The sequence below is a fragment of the Candidatus Thiodiazotropha sp. CDECU1 genome, from assembly GCF_963455295.1.
In the GTDB taxonomy this organism is placed as follows: Bacteria; Pseudomonadota; Gammaproteobacteria; order Chromatiales; family Chromatiaceae; genus Thiodiazotropha.
In genome coordinates this window covers 2,656,668-2,676,318 of record NZ_OY734020.1, presented here as the reverse complement: position 1 = coordinate 2,676,318, position 19,651 = coordinate 2,656,668, and the positions used below count along the sequence as shown (strand labels likewise).

The following is a 19,651-nucleotide window of genomic DNA, read 5'->3' as shown; positions in this document are numbered from 1 at the left end:
TTCGGGGGCATTGAATGACTGGTTCGGATACTTCTTCCGACTCAATGGTCAAGGCTGGTATGATTGGGCATCACCTGACCATAGAGGGAACCCGGTCATGAAATTTTCACGTGAAGCTGCCGGGGGTTCCGGGCAGGACGTTATTGCTGCGGAATTCACGCCTGAGGAGAAGGACATGATCCGCGGGTTGCTTGAAACCACACTTGAGCTTGAGTTTCGGTCCGGCTCGGGACATCCTCTCGAAGGGATTATTGAACTCCAGATGCATGGTCTTGATACGGATCGTATTAAAGAGGCAAGAGACGCTCTTGATAGTGATGAAACGCAGCTGGACCTCACCAGAAAAGATTTTGGAACAATTACGATACTGGCATATGTGTGGGAAGACATAGACTTAACCAGACTTGATAAAAAAGCCAGGGAAAACGATCAGTTTTTGGCGAGACACCCGAAGATGAGAGCGTACGTATTCTCGGATGCCTATCAGGACGAGATGAAAATGTTCGCGAGGATCGTGCAGGATTTGCGCCGCGCGCGTGAGGAAATATACCCCCATGAACGAACGGTCATTGAGGTGAACTTTGAAGCCGGGCAGATCGCCGAGAGCTAAACGCGACGCTCCCAACAGTTCCAGGAAGGACGTATGAACAAAATTGCTTTTCTGTTTCTATTGTTATTTATCGGAACCACAGCCACCGTCGCACAAGACGGGGGCGCCCATATAATAAACGCTAAACAACTCAGGGCAAATGATTATTGGGTGGTCTATCGAATCTACACGCCCAATAAACCATTGCATAACGTTTGGCTGAAAATTGACTTAAAAACAGCCATTCTTGGAAATAAAAATAAGAGAATTGCCGATCCGGAACTGGCAATATGCCGCTTAATAATCAATCGAGAGGACACGCCCGCCATTGAATACGCGCAATATCTAGGCGGTTCTCTTTATTTGTATTTTGATAAGCTTTCAGACTTTTCTGAAATCGAATTCAATATCGGCTGGAGAAACCCGGCTGATGCAGAGGGGCCGGTTCCCCAACAGGCCGCCCTGGAGTTAAAAAGCGATGAGTGGGAAACAACAGAAAAGTGGCAATCCGCCGTGCCGCACCTGCTTCCCGTTGTCAGAAAAGCGCAAATTACAATCAGGGAAGGTATATCGTGTAATCTACACTGAAACCTGATTTCCAGATCGTGCTCGACAGCGGAGGATTGCCGGTTGATATAAGAGTAACCACTGATGAGCATACGCACGTATCTTCATGGACATTCGTGCATTCTACTTATTTAGAGAAGCCGGGTGGGACAATATTTTGCTTATCGCAAATAAATAATTACGCATTTTCCTGTAGCTGAAAAAAACAGTCATTTATCTCACGAGTGGTATACCCCTGGTTACGCAGTAAATAAAATACGCCCATACCCGTGTGATCGTATAAATTATTTTCGTGAACAAACTCGCAGAGTGCCCCCAACTCACAATCGACGGCAATAAATCCTTCTACCTCCATTCGATCTTTGGCATTTGCAGCAAACATCTTTTGAAATTCCGAATACGTTATCGGTAATTGTGTATATCCCATAAGTCCATACGTTATACCACCAAGATTCACGTTAAATACCAGTAGCTTTGTGTCGTGCTTCTTGTGATGATCAGAATCCTTCCAACCTAGTTCTTCAGGTAGGCTGCGTTCAAGTAGGCGATTCACACTTAGCATGCCTGCATTCACATGGTCTACATCTTTCTCAGGATGCATATTCTCATTCACGGTGTAACATATTACGCCGGGGTCTATTCCAGCTTTCTTTGATCGCCTTGCAAAAATGACCTTTTTATCATTATTTTCTTTTGTTAACACAAACAGCCCTATGTAAAGGACGTTGATGCCATATGTAAATGCCCGTGTTCTCCATTCATCAAAACCTTTGGTTAATCGTTTTCTGAATGGAGTATCCATCCCGTGTTCACGATATTCCCTGAACAATCTACTATTGACGGACATATGATGAAAATACTGGCCTATCTGTAATTCAAGATGAAGCTTGGAATATTCCAAAACTTTTGAGCGTGTTACAGTAAAACCTTTAACATGGATCGTTTTTCCATTCCAAACATCGGGATTAGTTTCTGCTTCCTCAGTAATTTTTGCGATATCGCCTTCGAGTTCGCTTGGTGGTATTACAGGTTCCTGAGTCAGTTTGCAGAAAATGTTATTGGGATCAATTTCTGATTCCCCATCACCATCAATAATACAAACATAGGTATCTCGTTTCCCCAGGAATAGGGTTAGCTGATTGTGATTGACATCAGTTCCAACAATGTCTTTTCTATTCTGTCTATCCCACCGATTTTTTATTTCCATGGCGATCAAGCGACCATCACCTTGAAAATCAGAGTGTTTGGCAGCGTAGATTTTTCTATTATCCCGATGAAAAGCCGGATTATTTGTAAAAACTTTCCCTCTATACTTTTCCAGGCAGAATTTTACAAACCTCTCAACCAAATTTTTTAAGGAAACATCACAGAGGTCAGAAATAACACACAGAAAGGCCAGCAACCTCGGTGCCCCTACGCCCTGATTGTTTAATCTTCTTAGTGTGTCACGATTTAATTGGTTATCTTTGAGACGAGTCGAAAATAAGGATTTTCTATTCTTTTCCTCTACCAGTTCTTCAATAAAAAATTTTAGGAGGCCTCCAATCCAGATATGATTTCTTCTCTTGAAAGCAGCATATGTTGCCTCTAAACAAATTGAGTACAAAAGATCGGCATGATCAGGAAAATTCCGCTCTAACTCTCTCGGCTGACTTTGAATTCGCTGATTGTACGGTTTCTTACAATATATGGACGAGTGGCTACTGCGTAGTTCATCCACATCTTTAGCTGTGTCTAAAGATTTCATAAATGCATTCTAACCGAGTTCTGGTTCTGAGCCTTCCTTTCTAGATGCTTTACCTTTCTGATACGCCTGTGCAATTTCCGATACCTCTAAATCCTGTTGCGCTATACGCCATATTGAATCCTCAAAACAGCTTGTTAGGTCATCGAACCCATGCTTTTTTCTAATCCGTTCAAGCAAATCCTGATAAACGGGGGAGACATCTTTTAAAAGTAAATCAGATCTTTCGTCCTCCGAAAAACCACTCACGTAAGGCCTGTCCTTTCTGCGATCTATGATTTATTGCTGTCTGGTTCTATCGCAATTCTCATAATTAAGTCAAGCACTATACACAAGCCCATTTTACAGGCTTTTGCTAGCTGTCAGACACTTTGTCATACCTGTCAGAGTCTGCGGAATATCCAGTCAAGATTCACCGTGCCAATATCCCGCCATCGACATTTTGATGGGAATGACCATGCAACTGATATTGCGGACATTGATGTTTGTGCTATCGGTCCTCGGCTTCGGACTTTGCATATATCTCGGCAAGTGGGACGTGGCGATAACAACCGCCCCGTTTACTGTGCATTTCAGTATTGATTTATACGAAGCGTACAGCCAGCAACGACTGATAACCAAACAACTCGCAAAACTCAGGCGCAAAAACAGGCTACAGAGCACTTATATCCGGCAGCTTAAACAGAAAATGGAGCACAAGAATGACTAATTTCGCCAATAAAGCCTACCACCAAAGAGCTTATCTGAAGACTGGGGATCATGTGGAACGAGGACTTGCCCCGTGTTTAAACACCCTACACGGGGCTTATCTACAGCGGGAAACAGAAGGTGAAGTGCGATGAGCAAATTCGACCGGGCGGTCGCGCAGGGGCTGGGGGAGCAGTCGATTGACGCGGCGCTGTATGAGCAGCGCCGGGAACATGAGGAGCGCCTGATCCAGGTCAGGGGGCAGTATAAAGAGGCATGCGATAAGGCCGAGGCTCTGCGTACCGATGCCGAAGAGCAGGAGCCGCCACGAACCGATATTTCATCGGTGATCGAGGCGCTGCTGGCTCAGGCCAGAGAAGCACTTTCCGGTCTGTCCAAGACTTGCGCCAGAGCTGCACAAATCCTGGAGGCGTTTCGCCTGCGCCACGGTTTGACCCGTGCTCCTGCGCAGCCGCAAGCCGCAACCGCGTCTATGGTCCTGTCGCTCCTCGTCTTTGTCGAGGCGGCTGCCAATGCCGCGTTTTTCGCCAATGCGCATATGGTCGCCGGACCATTCGCTGCGCTGCAAACAAGCGTCCTGATTTCGCTTACGAATGTGAGTGTCAGCGCTCTGGGCGGCTATCTGATCGGGCGCTGGATGGATTACGGGAAGAATGCCGAGGATGAACGCGATCCGGCCTTTTCCATCCCCCGCCTGCGGGCCAGGATTGCGCTCGCCGGACTGATCGGCATATTGGGCTGGTTCCATATGACGGTTGGTCTGGTGCGGGCCACTGAGTCTCTCGATATCGTTCACCATAGTGTTTCCAGTTATGCGCTGGTGCTGACCACGCCGGAGTCCCTGTTTCTGGTGTTGACGGGTGCCTGCCTGTCCGTTCTGGCCTACCGCAAGGGCAAATTCTCCTTTGACGATCCATACCCCGGTTACGGGACCCGCTCCCGTGCCCTGCAAACCCTGCGTGATGAAGTTGTGGATGCGTATGAGGATTTCCGGGAGCAGATCGAGGAGCGGTTCGACGAGGCGCAGCGCGATGCGGCAAAGGCTGCGAAGTCCGGCGTGCAGGGCATCGTCCGCTATAACGCCGCCGTGAAAGCGTGTCGTGCGGAAGCCCGCAAGCTGGAAGAGGCGGTCAAGCAGGCTGAGAGCACCATGCGCATGCAGGCCGCCCGTTTGACCAGTCATCACCGCGCCGCCCGTGGTCGCCGCTCGGCAGTCAGCGAAAATGACCTCACCCATTTGCTGGTGTTCGACGATTATCTGCCGGACGCGCTTCCCGTTGCCGCGAAAGACTCGCACGAAAAGGCCAGCCGGGTGCACTTTGCGGCCCAAAAAGCCGATGCGCTGGCGCAGATCACCAGCCATTACCAGTCCCTGTTAAACGATAAGGAGGATATGCGATGAATAGACGCCTGAGAAAACAGCTCCCGGCTTTGCTGGGTATGGGTGGTGCATTATGTGCTTGCATCGTTGGCCTGGGCTATATGGGCTTTCAGGCATACGGCAAGGCGACTGCCAACGAATATGGGTGCTTCGAAAGCGCCGGGCAGCGCCAGACCGTCGTTTTGGTCGATGTCAGCGGGCCACGCTTCAATGAGGAACAAGCCCGCTCGTTACGGCACTATTTCGATAAGCTCTATAGCGATCTTGGTTTCAATGAAAAGCTCAGCATCATTACAACGGCAGAGGACCAGATCGGCTCTGTTCCAACACCGCGCTTGCACGTCTGCGGGCAAGCCACTCATCCGGGTGAGCTGGAAGCCATCAACGCCGAAGCCGCAACGTCCGGGTTTTTGGCCCGGCAGAAGGAACGGCTCTATGAGAAAAACTTCGGGCCTGCCATCGCGGAGTTGCTGTCGCCGGATTCCGAAAGCCAGCAGCGGTTCCAATCTCCAATCCTGGAGATGATCCAGAGCATCCGGCGCTTTCATCCGCTTCGCGATGGGGATCGCTTGATCGTCGTCAGCGACCTGATCCAGAACAGCGATAGCGTGCAGTTTTGCCGCACGCGAAACGATATGCCGCCGTTTTCCGTCTTCGCCAAGCGCCCGGTCTATCGCCGCTTGAAACCGGAATCCCTGGAAGGGATCGACGTTGAGGTGTTGATGATCCAGCGCCAAGGCTATGGGCATGATGTGTATGCGTATTGCTACGGCGAAGAGGAGCTTCGCAAGTTCTGGCGCGATTATATGATCGCCAATGGCGTAGCAAACCCCGGCTTCGTTCGCATCCGTCACGGCTTTATCGAAGATTAGATATGAGCCGTCCTGAGCAAAACAGCGTGCATTTCCCCAGCCTGGTCATCGTCTCTGGCCTTTTGGTCTGGGGCTGTTTCCAGGTGGGGCCTTTGTATGTGGGCGGTGATCTTCAATGGCTCACCGCAATGCTCTATGGCTGCACAGCGCTGGCTGGCCTGCGCCTTGTCATCGAAAGCCTGGGATTGCTGGCCCGTTATCTGGAATGGGCCAGTGCGCATCAGGCTACGGGCAAGGACGGCACGGCCATCTGGGCCAAAGATAAGGACATCCGAAAGGAGCTAAGCCGTGCGCAGTCCGGGCCGTTCTGGGGCAGGATGGCATCGGGCAAGAAAACACCGATATTCAGCGACTACGCCTCCAATGCTTTGACAGTTGCGCCTGCGGGTTCCGGTAAAGGCATATACAGCGTTATCACGAATGGCCTTTCTATCAGGGCCTCGAAAGTCTTTAGCGATTTCAAAGGCGAGTTGGTCTGCGTCCTGAAAGACGCGCTGGAAAAGCGCGGTGAAACGGTTCGGGTTCTGAATCCCGGCGGGCTGTGGGAGGAGATTATCGGCAGCGGGGACTGCTATAACCCGCTCGACATCATCGTGGACGATCTCGAACGACCCGGCGGGCTGCGTGATGTTCCAGACGATCTTCGGGAACAAAGCGCTCAGATTTTGCCTGAACCTGCGCAAAGTGACGGCGAAAACACCTACTGGCGTGAAGGCTCACGCAAATGCATGAGCATGGCCATGATCCTCCAGACCATGATCGAGGGCCGCGACGCCACGTTATCTTCTGTCGCCTTACCGATTGAAGACAGGGATGCGCTTGAAACGAACTTGCGCTGGGTGGTCGGTGTTGACGCGGAAGGCAATGAGAGACCCGATGGCCCGATGCCCATTGAAAACTGCACATGGGCGAAAACCCATGACGCAGCGGACCTTTCCGAGTTTATCCAGTGGGTGCGGGCGCAGGCAAGAAGCCTGCTCGCCCTCATGAGCAATGGCGAAAGCCGCACATTCAATTCTTTCATCAGCGGTGCGCAGCAGGCGCTCGCGCCCTTCGCCTTTGGTCGGCTTGCGCCAGCCATGCGCCGCTCCACCTTCGATATGAACGATCTCAAATCGAAGGACAAGATAACAAGCCTTTTTATCGTCGCCGACGCCAGCCGTATGGAAGCCTATAAGAGCTATATCGGCCTCATGCAATGGTGCGCGATGACGGCCATCAAACGCAATCCCAACAAGATCGTGCCTGTTTATTTCATTATGGACGAGGGGACGAATTACAAGATTCACAGCCTTATCAGCCTGCTGACCTGGGGGCGATCCTACGGGCTGCGCCTGCATCTGTTTTTGCAGGATATATCCGCCTTCGAGAATACCTACGGCAGAACAGCCGTAGAGACGCTGCTTTCCGAAACCGAAATCAAGCAGTTCCTGCCGGGACAGCGCTCCCCTAGAACGCTGACGATGATAAGCCAGTTGCTCGGCGAGCAAAGCATCATGAGCGCAGGACTGTCTCCGAATGAACAGGGCGTGCAGGAAAACACGGGTGAGGCTGGAAGAGCACTCATGACAGCGGATGAAGTGCGCCGGAGTCAGCACGGCCTGCTTTTCATTCGGCGCTGCCTGCCCGCTTTAATCGAGCCGATCTCTTACGCGGAAGTCCATCCCTGGCGCAAACAGGCCGGGATCAATCCGTTTCATGGCAAGCCGTTTCTCAAAAGAGTGAAGCTCAGGCTGCGTAAATGGTGGGCAAGATGAAGCACTACAAGCCAACGCGGCTGCGCTGGAAACAAGTGCTTGCGCGTTTTATTCGCGGCATTGCCGGATTGTTAGAACGCTGGCCGTTGCTCCTGCTTGCGGTTGTCATCGTTTCACCCGTCGGCCCGCATCTGCGCTGGGAGTACAGCTACCGGGAAATTGGTCAACATCGTATCTACCTGAAATGTGAATACTTCGGTACGCGCGGTGTCGTGGCATACCGCCGTGGCAGTGAATGCCCGTTGCTGGTCCTGATCGACCTGCGGGAGGTGGGGCGGTGGTGAAAAAGATATCCACCAACAAAGGCACTGACAAACCCGTTGTGGTTTCTCTGTGTGACCGCACCGGCAACATGGTGCGCCCCTGGGCGCTGGCCGGGTACGCGTGTTATTGCATTGACGTTCAGCACAGTATCCGCAAGGACCGCACCGAAGGAAACATCCATTACGTATGGGGCGATGTGCGCGGATGGAGTCCACCGGAATCCATCCGTGGGCGCATCGGGATTGTCTTTGCCTTTCCGCCCTGTACCCACGTTGCCGTTAGCGGGGCGCGGGATTTCAGGAAGAAAGGCAATTACCTCCTGCGTGATGCATTGGAACTGTTCAGTGCCTGCGAACAGGCCGCCACCTGGAGCGGCGCACCCTACATGATAGAAAACCCTGTCGGCAAGTTCAGCGACCACATGGGTAAACCGAATCATATTTTCCAGCCCTGGCACTTCGGCGACCTGTGGACAAAGAAGACCTGCCTTTGGACAGGCAACGGGTTTCGGATGCCTCAACCGCTCCTTACCCAAAAGCCGGAAGGTGTCGAAGCAAAAATCTGGACAATGCCTCCGTCACCAAAACGGGCTGACCTGAGAAGCGAAACACCGCCCGGATTTGCGAGGGCCGTGTACCAAGCCAATCGCAATCATGTCCTGCGGCAATGTGCAGACTGACCTGTGAATTCGGGAGCATGCATTGTCTTTGTTTTTCTAGGTGATGATGCGACGTTATGTTACATGTTCTCCTTTTGTTCACTTTATAGAAGAGAAAAAACACGAAACAGAGAGTTAGAAGGAGCGTTATGAACACACAACCCACCACAGACCAGGACACAACAAGCTCTAGGCACAGAGCAGTTGAACGGGGCAACAACCAAAAGGAGCAATACGTATGGGACGGGAAGTAAGACGCGTAGCCGCCGACTGGCAGCATCCTGTCGGTGAAGATGGGAAATTCCAGCCACTCTTTGGCGGGCAGATGCCGGACTGGAAACCCGGAGTGGCCACGCACTACCAGATGTACGAAACGACCACGCCTGGCACGCCGATCTCCCCGGTCATGGCAAGTGCGCAAAGCCTGGCGCATTGGCTGGTGGAACACCGGGCCAGCGCCTTTGGCGAACTAGCGGCAAGCTATGACGCCTGGCTGCGTGTCTGCCAGGGGAATCCCGCGTTTTCCTTTGCCTTTGAGCGCAACCGGGTCGTCAACGGCGTCGAGCATGAATATCAGGCGCACAAACATGATTGTGGCACGCACAAGGGGCGGGAGCGGCAGGGCTCCGGCGACAGGCGAGAAAACAAGGCAACAAAACAAACGGAGACAGGGCCATGAAAGACCGATCCCCCGATTCAGATAAAACGAACAGGACCCTCCCGGTAGAGGATGGCGCGCTGCCTCCCCTTACGCTCGACCCGGAGCAATACCGGGAGCATCTCGAAGAGTTCGGATTGAGCCGGGAGCAGGAAAACGAACTTCTGGAAGCGCTCTGGAATATCCTTTACACCTTTGTCGAGATTGGCTTTGGCCTGGATTCCGTGCAGTTGTTTGTTGCGCCGGAAGATGAAAAGGCTTCACGGGATTCGGTAAAACTGGTAGAGACAAAGGATGTCGAAATGAGCGATGTCAATGAAAGGGAAAGGAAGAGTGATGAGTGAAACGCCTGAAAAATGCCTCATTTATTGTAGAGTCTCGGACACCAAGCAAAAGGTTGAAGGGTCAGGCCTTGAGAGCCAGGAGTTTCGGTGCCGTCAGTATGCTGCAGAGCATCAGTACGTGGTTGAAAAAGTTTTTCAGGACGATGTATCGGGCGGGGGAGATTTCGCCAAGCGTCCCGGCATGATGGCGCTGCTGAACTACCTGGAGAAAAACAGGCGCACGCCCTATGTCGTGGTTTTTGACGACCTCAAACGGCTGGCCCGCGACACCATGTTTCACTGGCAATTGCGCCACGCGATGAAAAATTTCGGGGCGCGGCTGGAATGCCTCAACTACCGTTTTGACGATACGCCGGAAGGCGAGTTCATGGAGACGTTGTTCGCGGCGCAGGGCCAGTTGGAACGCAAGCAGATTGGCCGCCAGACCCGCCAGAAAACCAAAGCGCGGCTTGAGGCAGGGTATCACGCCTTTATCGCGCCGGTTGGCTACAAATACACCAGGTCGAAAGAGCACGGCAAAATCCTGGTCAGGGACGAGCCTGCGGCGTCCGTTCTTGTGGAGGTTCTGGAAGGGTTTGCAACGGGGCGGTTTCAAACGGCGCGTGAGGTTCGCTATTTTCTCGAAGCCACCCCGGAGTTTCCCAAACAGGCGAGCGGCAGGATCGGCAATACCAGGGCCAGGGCGATCCTGACCAACCCGCTGTATGCAGGCATGATCATTTATGAGCCCTGGGGCATCTCAATGCGCAAAGGCAAACATGAAGGATTGATTACTTACGAAACCTTTTGCCGGATACAGGACCGTCTGGCCGGGCGCACGAACGCCCAGGCACGCAAAGACCTCAATCTTGATTTTCCCTTGCGGGGTGCGGTGGCCTGTGAGTGCGGAAACGCGCTCACAGCCGCCTGGTCGAAAAGCCATACGGGAAAGCACTATCCCTATTATGTCTGTCAGAACAGGAAGTGCGGTTACAAGGGAAAATCCATCCGGCGTAATTATCTGGAAAGTGAATTCGAATCACTGTTGGCGCGGGTCACCCCGGAAAAACCGTTGATGACCATAGCGGAGAAGATGTTCCGGCGTTTGTGGGACCATCGCACACGCTCTCAGGAGCTTCGGCAGGTGCATCTGGAAAAGGAGATTGCCGGAGCAGGGCGGAACATCGACCAGCTTCTTGATCGTATCGTGGATGCGCAGAGTGCCAGTGTGGTCAGTGCCTTTGAAAAACGCATTGCAGCTCTGGAGAAAAAGCGTGTGCTTCTAGAGGAAAAACTGACCCGGTGCGGTCAAACGCCGCGCACCTTCGACGAGATGTATCGAACCGCCATGCACCTGCTGTCTAACCCCTTGAAAATATGGAAGGCTGGCCGGTTTGAAGACAAGCGCGCGGTGCTCAGACTGGTGTTTTCCGAGCGTCTGATATGGGATCGAAAAGGGATGTATCGAACCCCCGAATTGTCCTTGCCGTTCAAGACATTAGAGGGGGTCTTCAACAGGAATATTCAAATGGTGCCGAGGAGAGGACTTGAACCTCCACGGGGTTGCCCCCACTAGCACCTGAAGCTAGCGTGTCTACCAATTTCACCACCTCGGCTAAGATGTGGTCTGCCGGCGTCCGGCGTAGAGACCGCGAACTCTACAACCAGTTTCTTTTTCTGTCAATCCTGATAATCGATCCGCTTGGCTGGTCAAACTCAACTGTGTTAGTTTGCTGCATGTTGTAGATCATTTGTTTAGTGTAAACAGACCCTGGTGCAAGGTTGCTATGAATTTCCTACTTTTCGACTCAGTAAGAGTGAGGTATGCCTTTTTCCTGCTGCTGTTTTGCCTGATGCCGTTTACGGCCGCTTCACTGACCCTGGAAGGAAAAATGATTCAGGGGGGGATGCTGGTTGGTAAAACAGAACCGGGGAATCAGGTCAGATTCAATGATGAGTCGATACGGGTTTCGCGAGAGGGTGTGTTTCTGCTTGGTTTCGGCCGGGATGACGGCTTGCAGCATACGCTGGAGGTAAGCAGAGCGGGTAAATCGATCGAAAAACAGCAGATAAAAATCGCTAAAAGGGAGTACCAGATCCAGAAGATCGACGGCCTGCCCCCGAGCAAAGTCACCCCCCCAAAACGTGACTGGGCAAGGATCAAAAAGGAGACCGCGTTGGTGAAGCAGGCGCGGAAGCGGAATGATGACCGCAACGACTTCATGAACGGATTTATCTGGCCGGCAAAGGGGATTATCTCGGGAGTTTACGGCAGTCAGCGGATCCTCAATGACGTCCCAAAACGCCCCCATTTCGGGGTCGATATCGCCGCACCGGTGGGTACCCTGGTGGTAGCGCCGGCTGATGGCCTGGTAACCCTGGCCTATCCTGATATGTTCTATTCGGGTGGAACCTTGATCATCGATCATGGTCATCAGCTTTCGTCCTCCTTTCTGCATCTGCACAAGATACTGGTCAAGGAGGGTGATCGGGTAAGGCAGGGTGATCCGATCGCCGAGATCGGTGCCACCGGACGGGTAACCGGCGCCCATCTCGATTGGCGTATGAATCTGCGCAAGGCCCGCATCGATCCCCAGTTCCTGGTGCCTCCCATGCCCAAGACTGAATAGGGGTGGGGCTGGTTGATTTTTGTTACAGGCCAGGGCGTGGATCTGTGTTAAAGTCACCCGGTATTTTTTGTTGAGTTTGGCCGCCGTTTGGCGATGGAATAACAATGAAATCGATGAAGCGATTGATCCTGATTCTGCTGACACTTATCCTCGCTTTGCCAGTTCAGGCAGAGGATCTGATGACGATCTATCAACTGGCGCTGCAAAACGATCCTCAGTTGCAGGCAGCCAAGGAGCAGTTGAGCGCGGCCCGTGAATCAAAGAGTCTGGCCCGCTCCCAACTGTTGCCGACAGTAGGCTTGGGTGCCACCTATGATGTGGTGCGCCGGGATCTCAAGACCCTACAGGGGGTTCCCTTCGATGATCAAAGTACCAATCATGACCGGGCCCTGGGATTGAATCTGACCCAGCCGATCTATCGCCGGGACCGGCTGCTGCAACTGGAGCAGGCGGACAGTACCATCGCTCAGGCCGAGGCCGAGTATGCAGCGGCGGAGATCGATCTGATGGTGCGCAGCACCACCACCTATTTCAATATTCTCTCCGCTGAGGATGACCTGCGGGTTGCAAAGGCGGAGCGCGAAGCCACCGGGCGACAGCTTGAGCAGGCCCAGCAGCGTTTCGATGTGGGCCTGATCGCCATCACCGATGTACATGAAGCCCAGGCGGCTTTCGATGCGGCCAGGGCATCGGAGATTGCAGCCGAGAACAGTCTCGACAACGCCTGGGAGGCATTGTTTGAGATCATTGGCCCGCAGCCTACACAAGACTTAGCAAAGCTGGGGGAGGAATTGGCACTCAATCCACCGGTACCCAATATCCTGCAGGAGTGGTCGGACACCGCCCAGCAGCAGAACTACAGTATCATTGCCGCCCGCGCTGGCCTCGAGAGTCTCAAGCAGGAGATCGATGTGAGTCGGTCCGGCCACTATCCCACCCTGGACCTGGTGGGTGGTTACACCATGAATCGCAGTGATTCCGATACCGCCACCGAAGCCGATACGGGAACCATCGGGCTCTCCCTGGAGGTGCCCATCTATACCGGCGGCGCGGTGAGCGCCCAAACCCGCCAGGCGCAAGCCAACTTCCGTGCCAGTCAGCAGGGTCTGGATCAAACCCGCCGTGGGGTGAACCGGCAGGTGAGGGATGCCTACCGGGGCGTACTCTCCACCATCAGCCAGGTCGAGGCCCTGAAAGCGGCGACCGTGTCCGCCCAAAGCGCCTTGGAATCGACCCAGGCAGGGTATGAGGTGGGCACCCGCACCATCGTCGATGTACTCAATGTGCAGCGTAATCTGTTCTCTTCGCAACGGGACTATCTCAACTCCCGTTATGACTACATCATCAACGGACTCAACCTGAAATCCGCTGCCGGCACCCTGAGCGAATCGGACCTGGAAAGGGTCAACGGCTGGTTGGAACGTTAGACCATGTCAGGCAATACCATCGGCAAGCTGTTCAGCGTGACATCCTTTGGCGAGTCACACGGTCCGGCCATTGGTTGTATCGTGGATGGTTGTCCCCCGGGTCTGGCACTCTCAGCCAGCGATCTGCAGCACGATCTGGATCGGCGTAAACCCGGTACCTCGCGCCATACCACCCAGCGGCGGGAGGCGGACGAGGTGGAGATTCTCTCCGGTGTTTTCGAGGGCAAAACCACCGGCACACCCATCGGTATGCTCATTCGCAACACCGATCAGCGTTCCAAGGACTACTCTGAGATCATGGACCGCTTCCGGCCGGGACATGCGGACTATACCTACAATCAGAAATACGGAATTCGGGATTACCGAGGCGGCGGGCGCTCCTCCGCCCGTGAGACCGCGATGCGGGTCGCCGCGGGTGGGATTGCAAAGAAGTATCTCAGCGAGCGCTACAGCATTCAGATCCGTGGCTACCTGGCGCAACTGGGACCGATCAAGGCGGAAAAACTCGATTGGGATCAGGTGGAGAAGAATCCGTTCTTCTCACCCGATGTGGATAAAGTAGCGGAGATGGAGGCCTACATGGACGCCCTGCGCAAGGAGGGAAACTCCATCGGTGCCCGCATCAATGTGGTGGCCAGTGGCATGCCCGCCGGATTGGGGGAACCCATCTTCGATCGCCTGGATGCCGATCTTGCCCATGCCCTGATGAGCATAAATGCGGTAAAAGGCGTCGAGCTGGGTGCCGGCTTCCGGTGTATTGAGCAGAAGGGCACGGAACATCGGGATGAGATGACCCCTGACGGTTTCCTCACCAACCATGCCGGTGGGGTGTTGGGAGGAATCTCCTCAGGCCAGGATCTGCTGGCTTCGATTGCCCTTAAACCGACATCGAGTCTGCGTCTGCCGGGTAAGACGGTCAATCGTGAGGGTGATCCCGTGGAAGTTGTCACCACCGGGCGTCACGATCCCTGTGTCGGGATTCGCGCCACACCCATCGCGGAGGCGATGATGGCAATCGTGGTCATGGATCACCTGCTGCGCCAACGAGGACAGAATATGGATGTCAATTCAGGTCTAAGGGATATTGGATCGGACAACTAAGGCCTATTAACAAAATGCGGATGCCCTACTGGCGTCTTTCCAGCTTCTACTTTTTCTACTTCGCATCCCTCGGTGCCTTGATCCCCTTCTGGGGGCTCTACCTGCAGGCACGGGATTTCACCCCGGTAGAGATCGGTGAGCTGATGGCGGTGATCATGGTCACCAAGTTGATCGCCCCCAATATCTGGGGCTGGATCGGTGATCATACCGGTCACCGCATGCCCATCGTGCGCCTCGCCTCACTGCTCTCTCTCGCCTGTTTTCTAGGTGTCTTCATCGCCGACGGATTCTGGCCGTTCGCCTTGGTGATGATGCTGTTCAGTTTTTTCTGGAATGCATCGCTGCCCCAATTCGAGGCAGTCACCATGAGTTATCTGAGGGAGCAAATCCAACGCTACAGCCTGATCCGCTTGTGGGGCTCGATCGGATTTATTCTCACGGTTGTTGCCTTGGGGATCATGCTGGATCAGTGGGGGGTGGTGGTGATCCCCTATTTTGTGCTGATTCTGTTCCTCGGTATCTTTGCCAACAGCCTGCTGGTGCCGGAGAAAGAAGCGGTGATGCCTGAGCATGATCAGGGATCTATCATGCAGGTGTTGCGACGGGGTGAAGTGATCGCCTTCCTGTTGGTCTGTTTTCTGATGCAGGCCAGCCATAGCACCTACTACGCCTTCTACTCCATCTATATGGAAGAGGTAGGCTATTCCAGCAGTTTCATCGGCCAGCTGTGGGCCCTGGGTGTGATCGCCGAGGTGGGGCTGTTTCTGGTCATGCACCGCCTGCTGCATCGATGGGGTGCGCGCAGGGTGTTGATCATCAGCCTTGGGATAGCGGTGGTACGCTGGATTCTGGTGGGCTCAGCCCCTGATAATCTGTTCTTGGTGCTGCTGGCTCAAGTGATGCATGCCGCCACCTTCGGAACCTTCCATGCGGCAGCCATTCATCTGGTGCACCACTATTTCGTCGGTCGCCACCAGGGCAGGGGGCAGGCACTCTACAGTAGTGTCAGTTTTGGTGCCGGAGGGGCATTCGGCAGTCTCCTCAGCGGCTATCTTTGGAGTGGTATCGGGGCCGCCGCGACTTTCTGGATCGCTGCAGCCTATGCGCTGCTGGCGGTTGTCATCGCGTGGCGCTGGGTAGAGCGGGATGAGATGACGGATGCAATGGTCGGGTAAAGTGGACAATCGGCTATCCATCGGGTGTTCAATCCCTTGACAGACGACCTCTTGGGCAGTAAGTTGCGCGCCTGTTGCACCGCAACACTCGTCTCAAATCATTCAATCCATCGCCAACTTCTGACCCGGGAGCTCCACTATGGCCATCGAACAGACCCTATCCATTATTAAACCGGATGCGGTAGCAAAAAACGTGATCGGTAAGATCTACAGCCGTTTCGAAGCGGCAGGTTTGCGGATTGTGGCCTCACGCATGATGCAACTGAGTCGTGAGCAGGCCGGTGAGTTCTATGCCGTACACAAAGAGCGTCCCTTCTACAATGATCTGATCGATTTCATGACATCCGGTCCTGTGATGGTTCAGGTATTGGAAGGTGAAAATGCCATCACCAGTAATCGCGAGATCATGGGGGCCACCAATCCACAAGAGGCGGCAGCGGGTACCATTCGGGCCGATTTTGCCGAGACTGTGGATGAAAATGCAGTCCATGGATCTGATGGTCCGGATACGGCGAAGGTTGAAATCAGCTTCTTTTTCCCCGAAGGCGTCTGCCCAAGAACCCGCTGATCTACACTGGGTCCTTGGTTTTGCTGCGCCTATTTGTTGCCATAGAAAAGTAACAGCTCTCTCATCGCGCGTGCCGCATTGGAGAGGGTGCGTTTCCGATGCGTGACAATGCCCAGCGAGCGGTTAAGTTTGAGCTCGGGTACCTGTAACGGGACCAGATTGTCGTCCACCAGGATCTCAGGCAGGAGGCTCCAGCCCAGGCCGATGGTGGTCATCATCTTCAGGGTCTCCAGATAGTCTGTGGATAGGGTGCAGTTGACCTGCATGTGATGTTGGCCTATTCGCTGCTCGATCAGGGTGCGGGTATAGGTGCCACGGCTCGGCAGAACCGCAGGGTAGTCAATCAACTCCCGTAGACCGACTGTGCTCTGTTTTGCCAGGGGGTGGTCCAGGCCGACAATTACGGCCAATGGATCATGCCAGATCGTCTTGCTCTGCAGGGCGTCCACAGGGTGTAACGGGAGGGTTATGACCGCCAGCTCCAACTCCCCCTGCTCCACTGCTTGACACGCCTTTTCCGATTCCATGAAGTGGATATCCAGCTCTACCTGGGGGTTGGTATCACTGTAGCTGCGCAAAACGGCCGGCAGACGATGCAGACCGATGTGATGGCTGGTGGCCATGGCCAGTCTTCCGGCAACCCGACCTGTGAGGTTGGCAAGTTCACGCCGTATATCGCTCAACTGATCGATTATATGCTCCGCTCTCGGCAACAGATGGCGGCCGGTTTCGGTGAGGAATACCTGGCGCCCCATGCGATCGAATAGTCGGGTATCGAGTTCACTCTCCAGGGTGGCAATGCGCTTACTTATAGCGGGTTGGGTGAGGTATAGATGTTCTGCGGCCTGGGAGAAAGAGCCGTCACGAGCCACCTGCACAAAGGCGCGAAGGGTATTTAATTCCATATCTATTCCTTATAAGAATGGAAAAAATGAAAAATATGAATTTGTATTATGTAGCATTTTCCCCTATGTTTTTCCACTAGTTAGTGCCCATCCAGAAACCACTAGAACGTTGGTAGGCGCCGGGTATCGAACAAGTCGCTGCCATCACCGCACAGACAGATTGTTTATTTTTGATGAGGTTAGGAGACATGAGCGCCAAGACCCTTTACGACAAATTGTGGGAATCCCACGTGGTACGCACGGAAGAGGACGGCACATCACTGATCTATATCGATAGACATCTGGTGCATGAAGTGACCTCGCCCCAGGCATTCGAAGGCCTGCGCCTGGCCGGTCGCAAGCCCTGGCGGGTCGAGGCCAATCTGGCAACGCCGGACCATAATGTGCCGACCACGCCACGCCAGGGTGGCGTCGAAGCCATCGAGGACCCCATTTCACGCACTCAGGTGGCGACCCTGGATGCGAACTGCAACGATTTCGGCATTCCCGAATTCAAGATGCTCGATCCCAGACAGGGAATCGTGCATGTGGTCGGTCCTGAGCAGGGTGCGACCCTGCCGGGCATGACCGTGGTGTGTGGTGACTCCCATACCTCCACACATGGCGCAATGGGGGCCTTGGCACACGGTATCGGCACCTCGGAGGTCGAGCATGTGCTCGCCACTCAATGTCTGATCCAGAAGAAGTCCAAGGCGATGCAGATCCGGGTCGAGGGCAAGCTGGCACCGGGTGTGACCGCTAAGGATATGGTGCTGGCCATCATCGGTGAGATAGGTACCGCGGGAGGGACCGGCTATGCTATCGAATTCGCCGGCTCGGCGATTGAAGATCTCTCCATAGAGGGCCGTCTCACGCTCTGTAATATGGCCATCGAGGCGGGGGCGCGAGCAGGCTTCGTGGCGGTAGACGAGAAGACTATCGACTATGTCAAAGGACGTCCCTACGCACCCAGTGGTGAAACATGGGAACAGGCAGTGGCCTATTGGCGGACCTTGCACAGCGATGAGGGTGCGGAGTTTGATCGCGTGGTGAGCCTGGATGGGACTGCCATCAAGCCGCAGGTCACTTGGGGTACATCCCCAGAAATGGTGGTGGCGGTGGATCAGGTCGTCCCCGATCCGGCTGATCAGACAGACAGTGTAAAGGCGGAAGGAATGCAACGCGCCCTTGACTACATGGACCTGGAGGCGGGTACCCCGATCACCGAGATCGCTGTGGACAAGGTCTTTATCGGCTCATGTACCAACTCCAGGATTGAGGATCTGCGGGCAGCGGCGGCCATTGCCAAGGGACGGCAAGTGGCGGATGGGGTCAAACTGGCCCTGGTGGTACCGGGGTCCGGTCTGGTGAAGTCTCAGGCCGAGCAGGAGGGGCTCGACCAAATATTTACCGATGCGGGATTTGAGTGGCGTGAACCAGGCTGTTCCATGTGTCTTGCCATGAATGCGGACCGCCTGGAACCGGGTGAGCGTTGCGCCTCCACTTCGAATCGAAATTTCGAGGGCAGGCAGGGGCAGGGGGGGCGCACCCATCTGGTGAGTCCGGCGATGGCTGCCGCCGCTGCTGTGGCAGGGCATTTCGTGGACCTTACAGATTTTAACGATAGCTGATACCGAGATTCGGATTAAGAGGAGAGAGCAATGGATAAATTTACCCCCTTTACCGGTATCGTCTGTCCCCTGGATAGATCCAATGTGGATACTGATGCGATCATTCCGAAACAGTTTCTGAAGTCGATCAAACGCTCCGGTTTTGGCCCCAATCTGTTCGATGAGTGGCGCTATCTTGATCATGGGGAACCGGGCATGGACAACAGCAAACGACCGGTTAATCCCGATTTTGTGCTCAATGATCCTCGCTATCAAAAGGCCAAGATCCTTCTGGCCCGTGAAAATTTTGGTTGCGGCTCATCCCGAGAACATGCGCCCTGGGCCCTGGAGGATTATGGATTCAAGGTGATTCTGGCCCCCAGCTTCGCCGATATTTTCTTTAATAACAGTTTCAAGAATGGTCTGTTGCCAATTGTTTTGGATGAGAAGATCATTGATGATCTTTTCTGCTTGGCAACCACTGACGAGGCCCTGGAGGTGACCGTGGACCTGTCTCGTCAACTGCTGACAGCCAACCATGAGCAGATCCCATTCGAGGTGGACCCATTTCGTAAACACTGCCTTTTACATGGATTGGACGATATTGGGCTGACGCTGCAGCATGTTGACGATATCAAGGCCTATGAAACCCGTAGGCGCTTAGAGGTCCCTTGGATGTTCACCGATTGAGTGCAGTGAAGTGGATGGCTTTATTATTAATGCGTAACATTAAAT

The 19,651-nt window shown here is 53.9% G+C and carries 20 protein-coding genes, 1 tRNA gene and 1 pseudogene; 18 read left to right on the top strand and 4 right to left on the bottom strand.

All coding sequences use genetic code 11. From position 1 onward, the window contains the following. The first annotated feature begins 97 nt into the window (after positions 1–97). Together R2K28_RS12180 and R2K28_RS12175 are read left to right on the top strand one after the other, a co-directional pair. A complete protein-coding gene (locus R2K28_RS12180; RefSeq protein WP_316364660.1) occupies positions 98–610 on the top strand; it encodes a hypothetical protein in 513 nt (170 codons plus the stop codon). 33 nt (positions 611–643) lie between these two features. Next, on the top strand, positions 644–1,177 hold the full coding sequence (locus tag R2K28_RS12175) for a hypothetical protein (RefSeq protein WP_316364658.1): 534 nt from the start codon (positions 644–646) through the stop codon (positions 1,175–1,177). A gap of 157 nt (positions 1,178–1,334) precedes the next feature. Here R2K28_RS12175 and R2K28_RS12170 read toward each other — a convergent pair whose 3' ends face one another. Then, complete coding sequence (locus R2K28_RS12170; RefSeq protein ID WP_316364655.1) at positions 1,335–2,903, bottom strand: hypothetical protein; 1,569 nt, start codon at positions 2,901–2,903, stop codon at positions 1,335–1,337. 9 nt (positions 2,904–2,912) lie between these two features. Then, positions 2,913–3,149 carry a hypothetical protein gene (locus tag R2K28_RS12165; protein WP_316364653.1) on the bottom strand — a complete coding sequence of 79 codons (237 nt, stop codon included), beginning with the start codon at positions 3,147–3,149 and terminating at the stop codon, positions 2,913–2,915. A 589-nt stretch (positions 3,150–3,738) separates the two neighbouring features. Between R2K28_RS12165 and R2K28_RS12160 the strand changes: the two genes are divergently transcribed. The 9 genes and pseudogenes from R2K28_RS12160 (at position 3,739) to R2K28_RS20455 (ending at position 11,097) form a co-directional block, all read left to right on the top strand. Further along, complete coding sequence (locus R2K28_RS12160) at positions 3,739–5,010, top strand: hypothetical protein (protein WP_316364650.1); 1,272 nt, start codon at positions 3,739–3,741, stop codon at positions 5,008–5,010. Then, positions 5,007–5,861 carry a hypothetical protein gene (locus R2K28_RS12155; RefSeq protein WP_316364648.1) on the top strand — a complete coding sequence of 285 codons (855 nt, stop codon included), beginning with the start codon at positions 5,007–5,009 and terminating at the stop codon, positions 5,859–5,861. The genes R2K28_RS12160 and R2K28_RS12155 overlap by 4 nt, the downstream gene beginning before the upstream one ends. A gap of 2 nt (positions 5,862–5,863) precedes the next feature. Next, entirely contained in the window at positions 5,864–7,618 is a 1,755-nt protein-coding gene (locus tag R2K28_RS12150) for a type IV secretory system conjugative DNA transfer family protein (protein ID WP_316364646.1), read from the top strand. Beyond that, positions 7,615–7,902, top strand: coding sequence for a hypothetical protein (locus tag R2K28_RS12145; protein WP_316364644.1), 288 nt, complete (start codon positions 7,615–7,617; stop codon positions 7,900–7,902). Before R2K28_RS12150 ends, R2K28_RS12145 begins: the two co-directional genes overlap by 4 nt. Beyond that, on the top strand, positions 7,899–8,561 hold the full coding sequence (locus R2K28_RS12140; protein WP_316364642.1) for a hypothetical protein: 663 nt from the start codon (positions 7,899–7,901) through the stop codon (positions 8,559–8,561). Before R2K28_RS12145 ends, R2K28_RS12140 begins: the two co-directional genes overlap by 4 nt. A 217-nt stretch (positions 8,562–8,778) precedes the next feature. Next, positions 8,779–9,219, top strand: a complete 441-nt coding sequence (locus tag R2K28_RS12135) for a hypothetical protein (protein WP_316364638.1) — start codon at positions 8,779–8,781, stop codon at positions 9,217–9,219. Then, on the top strand, positions 9,216–9,542 hold the full coding sequence (locus R2K28_RS12130; protein WP_316364635.1) for a hypothetical protein: 327 nt from the start codon (positions 9,216–9,218) through the stop codon (positions 9,540–9,542). Before R2K28_RS12135 ends, R2K28_RS12130 begins: the two co-directional genes overlap by 4 nt. After that, positions 9,508–9,942 (top strand): annotated as a pseudogene (locus tag R2K28_RS20460) (recombinase family protein); the annotation flags it as partial. The gene R2K28_RS12130 and the pseudogene R2K28_RS20460, both read left to right, overlap by 35 nt. A 312-nt stretch (positions 9,943–10,254) precedes the next feature. Next, complete coding sequence (locus R2K28_RS20455; protein ID WP_442871440.1) at positions 10,255–11,097, top strand: zinc ribbon domain-containing protein; 843 nt, start codon at positions 10,255–10,257, stop codon at positions 11,095–11,097. On the opposite strand, the gene R2K28_RS12120 is transcribed toward R2K28_RS20455, so the two are convergent. Continuing rightward, a tRNA-Leu gene (locus R2K28_RS12120) sits at positions 11,051–11,137 on the bottom strand. The two genes, R2K28_RS20455 and R2K28_RS12120, sit on opposite strands and share 47 nt — an antisense overlap. Before the next feature lie 171 nt (positions 11,138–11,308). Between R2K28_RS12120 and R2K28_RS12115 the strand changes: the two genes are divergently transcribed. The 5 genes from R2K28_RS12115 to ndk all read left to right on the top strand — a co-directional run bounded on the left by R2K28_RS12115 (position 11,309) and on the right by ndk (position 16,422). Continuing rightward, a complete protein-coding gene (locus R2K28_RS12115; RefSeq protein ID WP_316364630.1) occupies positions 11,309–12,151 on the top strand; it encodes a M23 family metallopeptidase in 843 nt (280 codons plus the stop codon). A gap of 104 nt (positions 12,152–12,255) precedes the next feature. Next, positions 12,256–13,578 (top strand): TolC family outer membrane protein, encoded by a 1,323-nt coding sequence (locus R2K28_RS12110; RefSeq protein ID WP_316364629.1) that lies wholly within the window; start codon positions 12,256–12,258, stop codon positions 13,576–13,578. A 3-nt stretch (positions 13,579–13,581) separates the two neighbouring features. Then, the gene (gene aroC / locus R2K28_RS12105) at positions 13,582–14,679 is read left to right on the top strand and encodes a chorismate synthase (RefSeq protein ID WP_316364628.1); all 1,098 of its coding nucleotides are present in this window, start codon (positions 13,582–13,584) and stop codon (positions 14,677–14,679) included. A 20-nt stretch (positions 14,680–14,699) separates the two neighbouring features. Further along, positions 14,700–15,854, top strand: a complete 1,155-nt coding sequence (locus tag R2K28_RS12100; RefSeq protein ID WP_316364627.1) for an MFS transporter — start codon at positions 14,700–14,702, stop codon at positions 15,852–15,854. Between the two features lie 139 nt (positions 15,855–15,993). After that, on the top strand, positions 15,994–16,422 hold the full coding sequence (gene ndk, locus R2K28_RS12095) for a nucleoside-diphosphate kinase (RefSeq protein WP_116447211.1): 429 nt from the start codon (positions 15,994–15,996) through the stop codon (positions 16,420–16,422). A gap of 29 nt (positions 16,423–16,451) precedes the next feature. Here the strand turns inward: ndk and R2K28_RS12090 are convergent, their stop codons facing one another. Next, positions 16,452–17,327: a LysR family transcriptional regulator gene (locus tag R2K28_RS12090; protein WP_116447210.1), complete on the bottom strand. Its 876-nt coding sequence runs from the start codon at positions 17,325–17,327 to the stop codon at positions 16,452–16,454. Positions 17,328–17,515: 188 nt separating this feature from the next. Between R2K28_RS12090 and leuC the strand changes: the two genes are divergently transcribed. Next, positions 17,516–18,937 (top strand): 3-isopropylmalate dehydratase large subunit, encoded by a 1,422-nt coding sequence (leuC, locus tag R2K28_RS12085; protein ID WP_316364624.1) that lies wholly within the window; start codon positions 17,516–17,518, stop codon positions 18,935–18,937. A 30-nt stretch (positions 18,938–18,967) separates the two neighbouring features. After that, entirely contained in the window at positions 18,968–19,606 is a 639-nt protein-coding gene (gene leuD / locus R2K28_RS12080) for a 3-isopropylmalate dehydratase small subunit (protein ID WP_316364623.1), read from the top strand. Positions 19,607–19,651: the final 45 nt, after the last annotated feature.